The following is a 14,627-nucleotide window of genomic DNA, read 5'->3' as shown; positions in this document are numbered from 1 at the left end:
TTGTGAGTTGTGATTTCTGATTTGAGATTTTATTTGTTTTCGTTCAGGATCAAAAAGATCAGAAATCAGAAATCTAGAATCACAATTCTTTCGTTCATCGATTGTTGATTTCGATTTGGGCTTTGCACGCAGGGTTTGTGGTTTGGTATTTGTGATTTATGAGTTGTGATTTGAGATTTTTAAGTGTAGGATAAACAATAGCGGAAAGCGTATAACCCTGAGCGAACAGCGAACGGCGAACAGCGAAAAGCCGAAAAACAAAGCCTGGATATGCGATATCTCTTTAATCGGCAAGGGCCTGATAAACCAGAACTCTGAAATATTGATGCAGGTCAGGTCCCGCATACGGAAATACATTTGTGTAAAACAGGAAAATCAGATCCTCCTTCGGATCAATCAGGTAATCGGTATAATACATACCGCCCCATTTGAACGAACCCACGCTTCCCAAAAGGTGACGATTGAAATTTTCGGTCATAATTTCAAATCCTAGTCCGAATTTGTTTTCCCCGCCCCACACTCCGAAATCGCCAATCTGGTTCATGGTCATTATATCAATGGTTTTGCGGCTCAGAATCCGTTTTCCGTTAAATGTACCCCTGTTCAGGAGCATCTGGCAGAAGCGGGCATAATCCTCAATGGGTCCCACCAGGCCGGCTCCTCCTGAAAAATAGGTTTTTGCCCCGGAAACAGCATAGGTCTGGAATAAATCATTTTCTGACAATTTCAGAGCACTGTCGGCATGTTCTTTTCCATAGAGCGTAACAAACCGCGAATAATCTTTTTCCGGCAGGTAAAACCAGGTGTCTTTCATCCCGAGCGGATCAAAGATTCTTTCTTTTAATGCAACGTCCAGCGGTTTCCCTGAAAATATCTCCACCAGCCGGCCAATTACATCGGTATTCAGGCCATATGTCCATCCGGCCCCCGGGTCATGAGCAAGCGGCTGGGCTGCAAGCCTGTCAACCACCTGGGCAATGGTCAAACTGTCTTTGGAATGCAACACTGGAATTCCGGCCTTCTCATAAAGGTCATTTCCTGAAAGATTACCATAATGAATTCCGGATGTATGCATTAGCAGATGCCGGATCGTTATCGGCCCTTTGGCCGGGCGCGTGGTAAAAGTTCCCTTTTGCGGATTGAAATTCTCCATTACCTTCATGTTGCTGAAGGCCGGGATGTATTTGGCCAGGGGATCATCGAGAAGGAACTTTCCTTCTTCATACAATGACATCAGGGCCACGGTAACGATGGCTTTGCTCATGGAAGCGAGCCGGAAGATATCATCCTTCTGTACCGGAATATTCTTTTCCCTGTTCCGGAAGCCAAACGCTTTATAATGAACAATTTTGCCATGACGTGCCACAAACGTAACAACATTGGGAAGAATGTTATTCTGTATGGCATGTTCACACAACGAATCGATCCGTGCCAGGCGCACCGGGTCGAAACCTTCGTCAGAAACATTGACAGCCAGGGAAAAATGCTGTGGAGCTTCTTTTTTTTCGTTCAGTGAAGGGGCGGTACACATTGATAAAATCAAAACCGGAAGCAGAAAAAGCCAGGAAGTTTTCATAATTCTGATTTTTAAGAAAGCAACATTTTGGTAGAAATCCGTCAGGAAAACAAATGTACACATTTATAGCTTTCTTCAAAATTCCGGGAGTTACTTTTCTTCAGATACTTTTTTGAACGTTTCAGGAAGATAAAGTTAATTTCGGTTTGAAGGTCAGGGGCTTTGTCGGGTTTTGTATGGCATGTTACAAAATCATTCTGTATTTTTATAGGCATAAAAAAAGGAATCGTATGCTCAACCGTCGAAAATTTCTGCAATATTCCGCTGCCGGGCTGGCAGGGAGTATGGTGCCTCTGGCATCACGTGCCGCACATGCTGATAGTATTCCGGCCGAAAACCGCAAAAAGGATATTATTTACAGAACGCTCGGGAAGACCGGCATTCAGTTGCCTGTTGTCAGTCTTGGCGTTATGCGGGTAGATAATCCGAACCTTGTGCGTTCGGCACTGGATGGAGGAATTATCCATCTTGATACGGCAAACGGTTATCAGCAGGGCAGAAATGAAGAAATGCTGGGTATTCTTTTAACAGGAAGGCCCCGTGATTCTTTTGTGATTACTACCAAAATCCATCCCCGTGAACCCATATCAACCGAGGAATTTCTGAGCATGCTCAATACAAGCCTGAAAAGGCTGAAACTGGATTATGTGGACATGCTCTATCTGCATGCGGTTGATAACCGGGATTATATGTTCAATGAGAATTATCTGAATGCGCTGGCCAAAGCCAAAAAAGAAGGGAAAGCACGTTTTGTCGGGCTTTCAACCCACAGCAATATGGCAAAGGTATTGCGCTGGGCTGTTGAAAGCAAGTTTTATGAGGTGGTGCTCACCAGCTATAATTTTATGATGCATAATGACAGCGACATGCATGCTGCCCTGGAAGAAGCCGGCCGTGCCGGGCTTGGCATTATTGCCATGAAGACAATGGCAGGCGGAGGATACTGGGACCGGGAGAAGACGCAGAAGATCAATACCAGGGCCGCTCTGAAATGGGCTCTTCAAAATCCGAATATTCATACGGCCATTCCGGGTTGTACAACTTTCGACCAGCTGGAAGAAAACCTGAGTGTGATGTCAGACATCACACTCACGGAAGATGAACTCAGGGATCTGCGGCTTACGGAACCTATGCACCGGGAAGAGGGCAAAGAAACCTCATCCCTCTTTTGTTTTGGTTGCCGCACCTGCGAGAAACAATGCGTCAAGCACCTGCCCCTGCCTGAATTGATGAGGGCTTATATGTACACATACGGATACCGTGATATGGCGCTGGCGCGGGAGGTAATCGACAACAGTTCCCATCTGAAGGGTGCCTGTGCTGAGTGTTCGGCATGCACGGTCTCGTGTCCTCATGGACTGCCGGTTGCCCAAAGGGTTCGGGATGTGGAGCGGCTTGCTGACGTACCCAGGGAATTTTTGGTATAAGGAGAGTGCATTTCCCCTCCTCAAATAATTCGTATATTTATTCACCCAAACTAACAAAACCTACTTCTATGAGACATCTATTTTTTCCTTTTGTTCTTTTTCTGCTGGCCGGCATACTCCCTGCAGATGCTCAGAAAGCAGATATCCCCGAAGGGTTTGTACCCCTTTTCAATGGAAAAGACTTTACCGGCTGGAAGGTTCCTCAGGGCGACAATGGCCACTGGAAAATTATCAACGGAGTGATCGACTATGACGCCGAAAGTGAGGCCAAAGGCGATAAGAACCTGTGGACGGAAAAAAGCTATAAAGATTTCGTGCTCTATGTCGACTGGAGGATCAAATCTACTCCATGGAAAAATCCCCGTGTTCCCATCGTTCTTCCCAGCGGATTGCATAAGCGCGATGAGAATGGCAAGGAGATCCAGATTGTTGTTCCGGATTCAGATTCCGGTATATTGCTCCGCGGACAGGGCAAATCGCAGGTCAACATCTGGTGCTGGCCCATAGGTTCCGGTGAAGTTTACGGATACCGCATGGACGAAACCATGCCTCCTGCAGTGCGAAGGGCAGTCACTCCCAGAGTCAATGCCGATCATAATATTGGTGAATGGAATACCTTCAAAATTACCCTGCAGAATGATTTCCTCACCGTTGAACTGAACGGGATTCCTGTTATTGAGGGGGCCTATCTGCCCGGACTTCCCGCCAGCGGTCCTATCGGACTTCAGCATCATGGCGACAAGGTAAATGGCGAGTGGGTAAGTCCTCCGGCCCTTGTCCAGTTCAGAAATATTTACATACGTGAATTGTAGGAATTTACATCCCAAACCACTAACCTGTAACCAATGAAACGACGGCAGTTTATTTCGCAGACCGCTGCAGTGGCGGGTGCGGCTGTTTTGCCCACAGCACTGTCAGGGCAGGTAAAAAAGAATGTTCCTCCTCCCAGGCTCAAAATTGCCTGTATTGGAACCGGTACCCAGGGAACCAGAGTCATGCTCCAGCTGCTCAAAATTCCTGATCTTCTTATTACTGCAGTGGCAGACCCGGTGAAAGAAGATACACGCTATCAGAACTGGGGCCCTTACGAATTACGGAGTACCATCCGCAATGCAATCGGCGAGCCCAACTGGGATGAGGGGGTGGAAGGTTGCCGTGCCGGAAGGGAACCGGCAAGGCAGATTGTAAACACCTGGTATGGCAAGCAAAAAGACCTTAAGTACAAGGGGTGCAATGCCTATGCCGATTTCAGGGAACTGCTCGAAAAGGAAAAAGATCTGGACGGAGTAGTAATCGGAGCACCTGATCATCAGCATGCGTATATCGCTATGAAAGCCATGGAAAAAGGGCTGCATGTTTTCTGCCAGAAACCGATGACCAATTCGGTGTATGAAGCTCGTCTGCTGGCCGAAACGGCGGCAAAGACAAAGGTGGCGACGCAGGTGGCAACCATGAATGCATCTGCCGAATCAACTGACAAACTGTGCGAGATGATCTGGAGCGGAGCTATTGGTCCGGTGCGTGAGGTGCATAACTGGTCGAACCGGCCCGTATGGGAATCAGGATTTACCCAGTTGCCGGCCGAAGAACCTGTGCCGGAGGGATTTGACTGGGACCTCTGGCTGGGAAGAGCTGAATGGAGGCCCTTCAGCTATAAATATACCCATACAGTTTTCCGTGCCTGGTACGATTTCGGAACCGGCGCCCTGGGCGACATGGGCTGCTATTCGTTCGACCCGGTATTCCGGGCACTGAAGCTCACTGCCCCTGAAACAGTTGAGGCTTATGCCAATACGGCTTTTGGTGTAACCAACCTCGTACCTCACCCGGTAAACTATGTCAGCCATCCCCTGGCTATGACGGCCCATTTCCGTTTTCCGGCACGTGCTGGCATGCCTCCTGTTGATCTCTACTGGTACGATGGAGGAATAAAACCGCCCAAACCGGCCGAGCTGGATGAAGACGGGCTGGGAATGCCCAATGAAGGCCTCTTGTTTGTTGGCGACTACGGAAAAATCCTGGCCGAATTCCACGGAGGAAATCCCAGGCTGATTCCTTCTGCCCGCAACAAGGAATTTTCTCCGCCACCACCGGTCATTGAACGTTCACGAGGGCATTACGAAGACTGGATTGATGCCTGCAGGGGAGGAAAACCACCGAGAGCACGTTTTGAAGTGGCAGGACCCGTTACCGAAACCCTTTGCCTGGGAATTATTGCCATGCGGATAGGAAAAAAACTGAGATGGGACCCGGTTAAAATGACAACCGGAGTGCCCGAAGCCGACGCCTTGATTAAACCTTATTACCGGAGCGGATGGGAAATTTAAAAATACATGAAGTCTGTAAACAACTTTGTCAAATGGTTTACTCAATCAACAACAGAGCTGATAGACCGGAATGAAAAGAAAATTCTTTTATTCATTCTTGTTGTCTTTTCTGTTCTTTTTTTCCTGATCTGCTATTTTGCAGAAGGAACTTTTGATACCGGTGACGGGCTGGAACATTATTTTATCTCCCGTTACAGCTGGAAGCATCCTGCTCTGCTGATGTATCTTTGGGGAAAACCCGTATTTACTCTTTTTAGTTCGGTTTTTTCCCAATTTGGATTGCCTGGGATGAGCGTTTTTCAGATTCTCTGTGCAGCATTAAGTTCATTCTTCTGCTGGAAAACAGCGAAAATATCAGGATTTAAAAATGCGTGGATTATTCCCGTATTTATTTTTTTCGCTCCTGTTTATTTCCCTGTGATTAATACCGGCCTGACAGAACCAATGTTTGGATGTGTTCTTTCTTTTGTCATCTGGCAAGCTACAGAAAAAAAATATGGCATCGCATCATTGCTTGCTTCTTTCCTTCCCTTTATCAGGTCTGAAGCCTATGTTATACTTCCTTTAATAGCAATGCTATTTTTAGTCAGAAGGAAGTATCTCCAAATCTTACTGCTTTTTACAGGGACTGCATTATATACAATAATCGGTTATTTTGTGCATGGAGACATTCTATGGTTAGTCCATCAACACCAGTCATTCAGGGAGAATTATGCGGGTGGAAAAGGCGAATTCTTTCATTATATTCTTCAACAAAACGAAATATGGGGGACTGCCATTTTTGTACTCATTTTGTTGGGTCTGTTTGCATTTGTCCTGCAAGTTGTTATTGGCAGAAAACTCTCCAGTGGCTTATATTTGGAAGAACTATTTTTGATATATGGTTCATTTTTTGCCATTCTTACACTGCACACATTAATGTATTTCTTACCGGGAATAATTACTAATCTGGGAATGACACGTTATATGGTTACCCTTATTCCCGTTTCTTCTCTTATTGCATTAAGAGGGTTAAATACAGTTTCACTTTTAAAAGATGACAGATTGTTTTTTATTATATCTCTTTTGATGGCTGTCATAGTTCTTATAAACCCTTTTACCCGATGGTATTTTCCATTTAGAATGGGGGAGGAGGAAAAAATAATGAAGAAGGCAGGGGAATTCCTTAAACCAGATTATGGAAGAGATTCGGTAAAAATTTATTATGCACATCCTTACCTGCCTTTGCCTCTAAATGCAGATCCGTTTGATTCAAATTTTCTGGGAAGATTTTCAGATCTTAATAAAGAAAAGCCCGAAGATTCCGTAAAACCTGGTTCAATTATAGTCTGGGATTCACATTATAGCCCCCAAGAAGGGAGAATGCCATTGCAAAAGCTATACAGTAATGCGTATTTCCTGCCGGTTAAACGATTTATTTCAGCAAAGAAGTTTACCAACCCAAATGCATTTGAAGTTCATATATTTAAAAGGGTTAAGGATTCCCTGCCTGCTTTGGCAACGGAAGGCGGGATGGCGTATGACACAATTTATTTTAAAATTATTGATTTTGAGCATGATGCACAAACCTGTGGAACATATCTCACATCTGACAATCCACATTCCGGAAGATATTGTTTGAAGATCGACAGGGGAAAGGAATTTATTAAGCTGATATGTGATAGTTTTTTCATTGCTCCGCAACCATGCAATTTTTTAATTGCAAAACTACAGTTTTGGTGCAATGGTATTGAAAAAATTAACGATGTACATATGGTTCTTGAGCTGAAACGCCATAATATTAATATTTTTTGGTCATCAAAGGAAATTAATATTGATGAAACGCAAGTGAATAAATGGAAGTTGTTTGAAGCAGAATTCCCGTTCAACTTTGAAATGCTTAAGGATGAATTCAATATGAATGTTTATGTGTGGAACAAGGCTGGAAGAGAATTGTTTCTCGATGATGTCAGTGCATATTTTATGAAATGTAAAGACACTTCTTCAGTTATTTTATGGTAATAGGGCAACAAAGCTAATGGAACAGGCAATAAATAGGATAGTTTACATCAACGAACGCCTTTTTTTGCCGCTGCATAATCGGGCGGGTCGAGCATTTCCTGAAAACCGGCCTGCGGATGCAGGTGTCCGAAACTGCTGAAGTAAGCTTTCCGGCTCATGGAATCCCAGTGGATTGCACCGTAGTAATACTGAAAGGTCTGGAAAACGGAATGAAAATTCAGCAAAAAGATGAGTGCCAGACCAGCTATCCTTATGCTTCTTTTCTTCTCAAGAAACCATGCAATGAAAGCGGCCAGGGGAAGGGCAAGCAAGGAATAGGAGTCAATCATTGGCCGCATGCCCAGGCTTCCTCCGTACCACCAGCTCCACCATGAGGTCACGATCCAGATGTTGGCAATGGTAAAAATGAGCAAAGGCCAGAAAGCCTGCGGAATGCGTTTTTTCAGAAACAGAAATCCCGTAAGGGCCAGTGCCATCATGGGAGTGTAAAGCAGCCAGCCTTTCCGCCACGAGAACAATCCTTTCAGAAGCGCCGGCCGGGTAAAGAAAAATCCTTCATCACCATAGGTGTAAAACATCCAGTGCCCTGTGTTGATTTTCCATAAAACCATCTGGGGAAGCCAGACGAGCAGAATGCAGAATCCCATCAGCATCAGGGAAGGAATTCGTGAAAGAAAGAAGGTAATTCTTTCTTTGAGATCGGAAAGGCTGGTTATGCCCCATCCGAAGAATACCAGCAGAAGGATGCTGTTCGATGGACGGATGAGGCTGATAAGGCCGGCAAGAAGGCCGATAACCGCAAGGCGCGCAGTGGATGGTTTTTCATAATAACGGATGGTAAGCCAGAGAAAGACCGCAAAGAGGGAAAAATTGTAGGCGTGCGACATGCAGGCCTCTATGCTGGAATAAAACAGCAGATTGGTGCCTGCCACTATCGAAAAGAGGGTAATGGCCGTCACCACATCGGAAAAATAGCGCCGCAGGACCGCACGGAGGAACAAAAGGCCAAGGAGAAGGTACGTCCAGCTGCCCAGCATCATAAAGAACTTAAAGGTGGTTGAAAATCCGTAAACTGGGCCGGATGAAGAGAGTGATTCAACTGCCCAGGCCATAAGAAAAAACGGGGCATACAGAACCGACATTCCCATGGTCATTTTAATGTACTTTCCTCCGTTGGGGGCCGTGTGCACCCAGAAGTGTTTCCGCACTTCATCAGAGCTGTTTTCTACAAACCGGAAGGTAGGATCGTGATGGATGAAAGTGGCCGGAAGGTAGGAATAGTATTCCATTACATCCCATACCAGCACACGGTTTTCCCTTTTCCATATTTTGAGGTTGTACGATATCCATACGGAAGCCAGCAAGGCCAAAATGATGGCGGCAGCAGAAAGTTTTCCGGCTGAGGAATTCATTCCTGGAAGTTATTTTGATATGGGCTGGGCATAACTGATTACATCCTTTCCGGTAATGGTCTTGTCGCAAAGAATGATGAGGCGTTCCAGCACGTTCCTGAACTCCCGTATGTTGCCTGTCCAGTTGATTTTCTGCAGTTCAGCAATGGCGTCAGGGGTGATTTCCTTTTTCGGTATGCCGTATTCCTCGCAGATCAGCTGGTTGAAATGTTCTGCAAGGAGGGGGATGTCTTCTTTCCGTTCGTTCAGGGAAGGTACATGGATAATGATGACACTCAGCCGGTGGTACAGGTCTTCGCGGAACCGGTGTTCCCTGATTTCTGTGGCCAGGTCTTTATTGGTGGCGGCAATAATGCGCACATTGACGGGGATATCCTTGTCGCTTCCTACCCGGGTGATTTTGTTTTCCTGCAGTGCGCGCAAAACCTTGGATTGGGCCGAAAGGCTCATGTCGCCGATTTCGTCAAGGAAAAGTGTACCTCCGTTTGCCTGCTCAAATTTGCCGATACGCTGTTTGATGGCCGAAGTAAATGCTCCCTTTTCATGGCCGAACAGCTCGCTTTCAATGAGCTCGGAAGGAATGGCGGCGCAGTTGACTTCCACAAAAGGTCCTTCTGCGCGGAGGCTTTTTTCGTGCAGCTGGCGGGCTACCAGTTCTTTTCCCGTGCCGTTGTCGCCGGTTATCAGCACCCGGGCGTCGGTAGGAGCCACCCTGTCAATCAGCTCCCTGATTTTCTGCATGGCTTCCGATTCGCCTACCATTTCATAGGCCTTGTCAATCTTTCGTTTTAGCGTGCGGGTTTCGGCAATGAGGTGCTTTTTGTCGAGGGCATTGCGGATGGTAATCATCAGCCGGTTCAGATCAAGGGGCTTGGAAATAAAGTCAAAGGCTCCTTTCTTAATGGCTTCCACGGCAGTATCAATGGTTCCGTGCCCCGAAATCATGATCACCTGCGTGTCATAGTTTCCGGCCATGATCTTTTCGAGTACCTCAATGCCATCCATCTGGGGCATTTTGATATCGCAGAGTACCACATCAAAATGTTCTTTATCGAGGAGTTCGAGGCCTTCGGGTCCGTCGGCCGCCAGTGCCACCGAATGATTTTCGTATTCCAGCACCTCTTTCAGGGTACTCCGGATGCTTTTTTCGTCGTCGATAACAAGTATGCGGGCCATATGATCAGTTTTCACCAGATTGTTCCATCCATTCGGCCATGACGCCTTCCTTGAGGGCATAGTTGCTCTGAATCAGTTTCTTAATCGAAAATTCCCTCAGCACAAAGGAAACAAAAACAGAAGCAAGAACAATATAGTCGACCCGGATGGGCTCCATGCCGGGCATTTTGCTTCGTTCCTGGGCGGTTGACCTGAGAAGCTGTTCGTACAGTCTGAAATAATCAGGCAGGGAAATTTCCATGGATGCTTCACCCCCAGAAGTGGCGTACCTGCTGCCTGCTTCGGAGCGAAGAAGCGCACTGAAGGTTTCAAAAGAGCCGGAAGCTCCGATCAGGGTGTCAATTGCATACATGGGAACCATTTTGTAAAGCTCCCTGAGGCTCATCCGGAAGAGGTTTTCGGCTTTTGTTATTTCTTCAGGGGTAATGGGATCGGACGGATGCATTTCTTCCAGAAGGCGCGCTACGCCGAGCTTGTAGCTTTTCTTCCAGAAAATATTTTCCCTGTCGCCGATGATGAATTCATTGCTTCCGCCGCCGATATCGAGGATGAGAACAGGCTGTTCGGTAAGTTGCACAGCATGTTTCACGCCTTTGTAAATCAGTTCAGCCTCCCTTTTTCCGGAGATGATTTCCACATCGAAGCCGAAACGCTGGAAAACCTGATCGGCAAATGCCTTTCCGTTCCGGGCTGAACGGATGGCTGAAGTGCCGAAAGCTTTGGCATGGGTTAGTCCAAATTCTTTCATCGTAGCCGCGTGTTCTTCCAGTGCCCTGAAACCCCGATCCATGGCTTCGGGTGTAATGATTTTCTGTGTAATGCCACCCGCTCCCAGCCGGACAGGAAGCTTGCGGTCGAGCAATACATTGAACGTTCCTCCTTCCTGCGATTCGGCTATCAGCAGGTTGAAGGTGTTGGTTCCCATATCAATGATAGCTGCTCTCATCATCCGGCATATTTGATCCATTTCCACAATTCAGCCCAGTTCACTTTCTTGCCGTATATCAGAATACCGGTGCGGTAAATTTTCGCGGCAAGCCAGGTCATGAAAATAAAGGTGCTTACCAGCAGGAACATGGAGAGGATGAGTTGCCATGCCGGTACTCCGAAAGGAATACGGGTCATCATTACTACCGGCGAAGTAAACGGAATAATGGAAAACCAGAACGCAACGGAACTGTCGGGATCGTTCATGGCTTTGATCATTACGAAGATGGCAATGATGAGCGGAACCGTTATTGGAAGCATGAACTGCTGGGTGTCGGTTTCGTTGTCCACGGCCGAACCGATGGCTGCAAACATGGCGGCATAGAGCAGATATCCGCCCAGGAAGAAGAAAATAAAGGTCCCCAGAATGAGGGGGTAATTGACATGCTTAAGTGCCTCAAACATCTGAACAGCTTCGGCATTTTCCTCCACGTTCATAGGTTTTTCAGGGGTTTCTACAATGTTTTTTCCGGCTCCGGGTTCCATTACATTCTGGGCCAGTGCCTGCTGTGTGGCGGTCTTTGAAAGCTGGGGAAAGAACATTTGTTGGGCAGCCTGGTAAAGGAAGAGAGAAATCACCACCCAGAGGATGAATTGTACCAGCCCGGTGAGGGCAATGCCGAGGATCTTACCCATCATAAGCTGGAAGGGCTTAACCGACGATACGATCACTTCCACAATGCGGTTGGTTTTTTCTTCGATCACCCCGCGCATTACCTGTGCGCCAAAGAGAAAGACAAAGAAATAGATCAGGAAACCGCCGGCATATCCTACGATGCTGGCTACATCTGAACTGCTTCGCTTTTCTTTCCCTTCTTCAGTAAGTCGCACCGTCCCCACGGTAATGCTGGTGCGGATGGAGCGGATCAGATCGGGAGGAATGTTGTTTTTAATGAGTTTGGCATCCTGAAGCATGTTTTTCAGGGTATTGGAAATGTACATCCTGGTACTCAGGCTGGGCTGCTTAACGGTATACAGCAAAACATTTTCGGAGGCGAAAATGTTATGGGGGATGTACAGAATGCCATAGTACATGCCGCGCAGAAGCTGGTTTTTCAGTGTATCCATTGAAACGTTCTGCGGGTATACAAAAGTTATAAAGTCGCCGGGAGGAATGGCATTGACAAACAAATGGGAGCTGTCGGCCACCGCAATTACTTTAACTTCCTTGTCTTCCTGGGTAGCCAGCCAGATGGGGACTATCATGAAGGCGGCAAATAAAACAGGCCCCAGGAGGGTCATGATAATAAACGATCTTTTACGCACCCTGGTTATAAACTCGCGCTGAAGGATTAGCAGTATTTTGTTCATGGCTATTGGTTTCTGGGGTTAAAACTGATTTGCGGAGGCGTTTTCAACAACACGGATAAAGATTTCGTTCATGGACGGAAGGACTTCGCGGAACGAATCGATGTGCACCGCCGGCAGAAGGGCTGAGAGCAGTTCGTTGTCGCTTGGCGGTCTGTTCATTTGTACAAGAGCCTTGTGCCCTGCAGGAAGTGGTTCAACCGATACAAGGGAGCAGCCGGAGGGCAGGGAGGATTTAAGGCCTTCGGGGTTTCCCCGGAACGATATCTCAAACAAATTTGCCTTGTATTGCTGTTTAATGGCATTGATTTCGCCCGAAAGGATTGCCTTTGACCTGTTGATGAGGGTAATATGGTCGCACAATTCTTCTACTGAAGCCATGTTGTGGGTGGAGAAGAAAATGGTGGCCCCTTTTTTCTGAAGGTCCAGGATTTCGTCTTTCAGCAAAGCCTGGTTGATGGGATCAAAGCCGCTGAATGGTTCATCGAAAATCAGGAGTTTGGGTTCGTGCAGGATGGTAACGATGAACTGCACTTTTTGCTGCATCCCTTTGGACAATTCCTCAACCTTTTTGTTCCACCAGCTTTGCATTTCGAATTTTTCGAACCAGTATTTGAGTTTTTTCAGTGCGTCGGTTCGGGAAAGTCCTTTAAGGCGTGCCAGGTAGATGGCCTGTTCTCCCACTTTCATTTTACGGTAAAGTCCCCGTTCTTCCGGCAGATACCCGAAGTGCAACACGTCGTCGGGAGTAAGTTTGCGCCCCATGAAAAAGATTTCCCCCCGGTCGGGTGCGGTGATCTGGGTTACAATCCGGATGAAGGTAGTCTTTCCGGCGCCATTGGGGCCAAGTAGACCGTAAATACTCCCTTCTTCAACGGAAATGGTTACATCGTCAAGGGCACGGAATGTGCCATAGTTCTTTTCAATGTGTTCTGCTCGGAAAATTTCAGGCATAAAAGGATGGTTTGGTATGCTGGTTGTTTAAATGGTCTGTTTTCAAAACAGGGAATGTATATTATTCCTTAGTCGAACGCCGACTTAATCCGTTCGAAAAAGGAGCGGTCATTTTTGTCAGGTTTGGGTTTGAAATTAGGAGATTCTTCCAATTTTTCCAAAATTTTCCGTTCTTCCCGGCTGAGGTCCTTGGGAATCCATACATTGACATGTACCAGCAGGTCGCCTTTGCCATAGCCGTTGAGTTCGGGGAGGCCTTTACCCCGGACCCGAAGGATTTTTCCCGGCTGGGTACCGGGGTCGATCTTTATTTTCACACTGCCGTCGATGGTAGGTACTTCTACGTGGGCTCCCAGAGCAGCCTGGGAAATGGTGATATAGAGGTTGTAGAAGAGGTCATTTCCGTCACGGATGAGTTCAGGGTGCGATTCTTCCTGGATGATGACCAGCAGGTCGCCATTGATTCCGCCCCTGCGGGCTGCATTTCCCTTGCCCGAGACGGTCATCTGCATGCCTTCACTCACGCCGGCCGGAATATTCAAGGTAATCACCTCGGTTCCCTGAATGATTCCTTCGCCGTAGCAATGCGAACACTTGTTGGTGATTACCCGGCCTTCCCCACCGCAGGCAGGACAGGTTGTAGTGGTTTGCATCTGTCCGAGAATGGTGTTGGTAACACGGGTAACCATACCTGAACCCCGGCAGGTAGAACAGGTGCTGTACGATGAACCGCCGGCAGCTCCGGTACCACCACAGGCATCGCAGGGTATATATTTGTTGAGTTTGATTTTCTTTTCCACGCCGGTAGCAATTTCCTGCAGGGTCAGTTTTACTTTTACCCGCAGGTCGGCTCCTTTATTCACCCTTCTTCCCCGGCTGCGCGAGCTTCCGAATCCGCCAAAACCAAAGTGACCTCCAAAAATATCGCCGAAGTGTTCGAATATGTCTTCCATGGTCATTCCGCCACCAAAGCCGCCGTTGGATGCGCCACCCACACCGGCATGCCCGAACTGGTCGTAACGGGCTCTCTTTTCGTCATCGCTCAGCACTTCATAGGCCTCGGCTGCTTCTTTGAACTTTTCTTCAGCCTCCTTGTTTCCGGGGTTTTTATCAGGGTGGTATTTCAACGCCTGTTTCCGGTAAGCCTTTTTGATTTCCTCCCTGGTAGCGTTCCGCGGAACACCCAGCACTTCATAGTAATCACGCTTTGACATACGGTTATGTGCAATGATCCAAACTTAAGCAGGATCAGGTTTTTAATTCTTTGTTCTGTTCAACGTTTTTCTGCGTCTATTCCTGTACCCAATTATTCGGCTAACCTGTTCATTTCTTTCATATTTCCTTTCACCAATCAGCCTTAATTTCTCATTTCCTGTTTTCTATCTGCAATTTCCCATTCCCGATTTCCCATTTTTCCGATGGCACATTGCAATTATTCGCATTCTTATTCTCCTACCAC

Annotated in this window: 11 protein-coding genes; 4 read left to right on the top strand and 7 right to left on the bottom strand. The window is 47.0% G+C overall.

From position 1 onward, the window contains the following. Positions 1-283: 283 nt before the first annotated feature. Complete coding sequence (locus tag GX419_01745; protein NLI23414.1) at positions 284-1,576, bottom strand: beta-lactamase family protein; 1,293 nt, start codon at positions 1,574-1,576, stop codon at positions 284-286. A gap of 230 nt (positions 1,577-1,806) precedes the next feature. On the opposite strand from GX419_01745, the gene GX419_01740 reads away from it, so the two are divergent. From GX419_01740 to GX419_01725, 4 genes are all read left to right on the top strand, one after another. Continuing rightward, the gene (locus tag GX419_01740) at positions 1,807-3,003 is read left to right on the top strand and encodes an oxidoreductase (protein NLI23413.1); all 1,197 of its coding nucleotides are present in this window, start codon (positions 1,807-1,809) and stop codon (positions 3,001-3,003) included. A 68-nt stretch (positions 3,004-3,071) separates the two neighbouring features. Beyond that, the gene (locus GX419_01735; GenBank protein ID NLI23412.1) at positions 3,072-3,815 is read left to right on the top strand and encodes a DUF1080 domain-containing protein; all 744 of its coding nucleotides are present in this window, start codon (positions 3,072-3,074) and stop codon (positions 3,813-3,815) included. A 33-nt stretch (positions 3,816-3,848) separates the two neighbouring features. Continuing rightward, positions 3,849-5,330, top strand: coding sequence for a Gfo/Idh/MocA family oxidoreductase (locus GX419_01730; protein NLI23411.1), 1,482 nt, complete (start codon positions 3,849-3,851; stop codon positions 5,328-5,330). Between the two features lie 6 nt (positions 5,331-5,336). Then, on the top strand, positions 5,337-7,331 hold the full coding sequence (locus tag GX419_01725) for a hypothetical protein (protein ID NLI23410.1): 1,995 nt from the start codon (positions 5,337-5,339) through the stop codon (positions 7,329-7,331). 47 nt (positions 7,332-7,378) lie between these two features. On the opposite strand, the gene GX419_01720 is transcribed toward GX419_01725, so the two are convergent. From GX419_01720 to dnaJ, 6 genes are all read right to left on the bottom strand, one after another. After that, a complete protein-coding gene (locus tag GX419_01720) occupies positions 7,379-8,743 on the bottom strand; it encodes a hypothetical protein (protein ID NLI23409.1) in 1,365 nt (454 codons plus the stop codon). Between the two features lie 9 nt (positions 8,744-8,752). Continuing rightward, positions 8,753-9,919, bottom strand: a complete 1,167-nt coding sequence (locus GX419_01715) for a sigma-54-dependent Fis family transcriptional regulator (protein NLI23408.1) — start codon at positions 9,917-9,919, stop codon at positions 8,753-8,755. A gap of 4 nt (positions 9,920-9,923) precedes the next feature. Beyond that, entirely contained in the window at positions 9,924-10,868 is a 945-nt protein-coding gene (locus GX419_01710; protein NLI23407.1) for a Ppx/GppA family phosphatase, read from the bottom strand. After that, positions 10,865-12,217: an ABC transporter permease gene (locus GX419_01705; protein NLI23406.1), complete on the bottom strand. Its 1,353-nt coding sequence runs from the start codon at positions 12,215-12,217 to the stop codon at positions 10,865-10,867. Before GX419_01705 ends, GX419_01710 begins: the two co-directional genes overlap by 4 nt. An 18-nt stretch (positions 12,218-12,235) precedes the next feature. After that, positions 12,236-13,168: an ATP-binding cassette domain-containing protein gene (locus tag GX419_01700; GenBank protein ID NLI23405.1), complete on the bottom strand. Its 933-nt coding sequence runs from the start codon at positions 13,166-13,168 to the stop codon at positions 12,236-12,238. Between the two features lie 68 nt (positions 13,169-13,236). After that, positions 13,237-14,382 carry a molecular chaperone DnaJ gene (dnaJ, locus tag GX419_01695; GenBank protein ID NLI23404.1) on the bottom strand — a complete coding sequence of 382 codons (1,146 nt, stop codon included), beginning with the start codon at positions 14,380-14,382 and terminating at the stop codon, positions 13,237-13,239. Positions 14,383-14,627 lie beyond the last annotated feature (245 nt).

Source organism: Bacteroidales bacterium (assembly GCA_012517825.1).
Classification (GTDB): domain Bacteria; phylum Bacteroidota; class Bacteroidia; order Bacteroidales; family JAAYUG01; genus JAAYUG01.
This window is presented reverse-complemented; position numbering and strand designations above follow the sequence as displayed.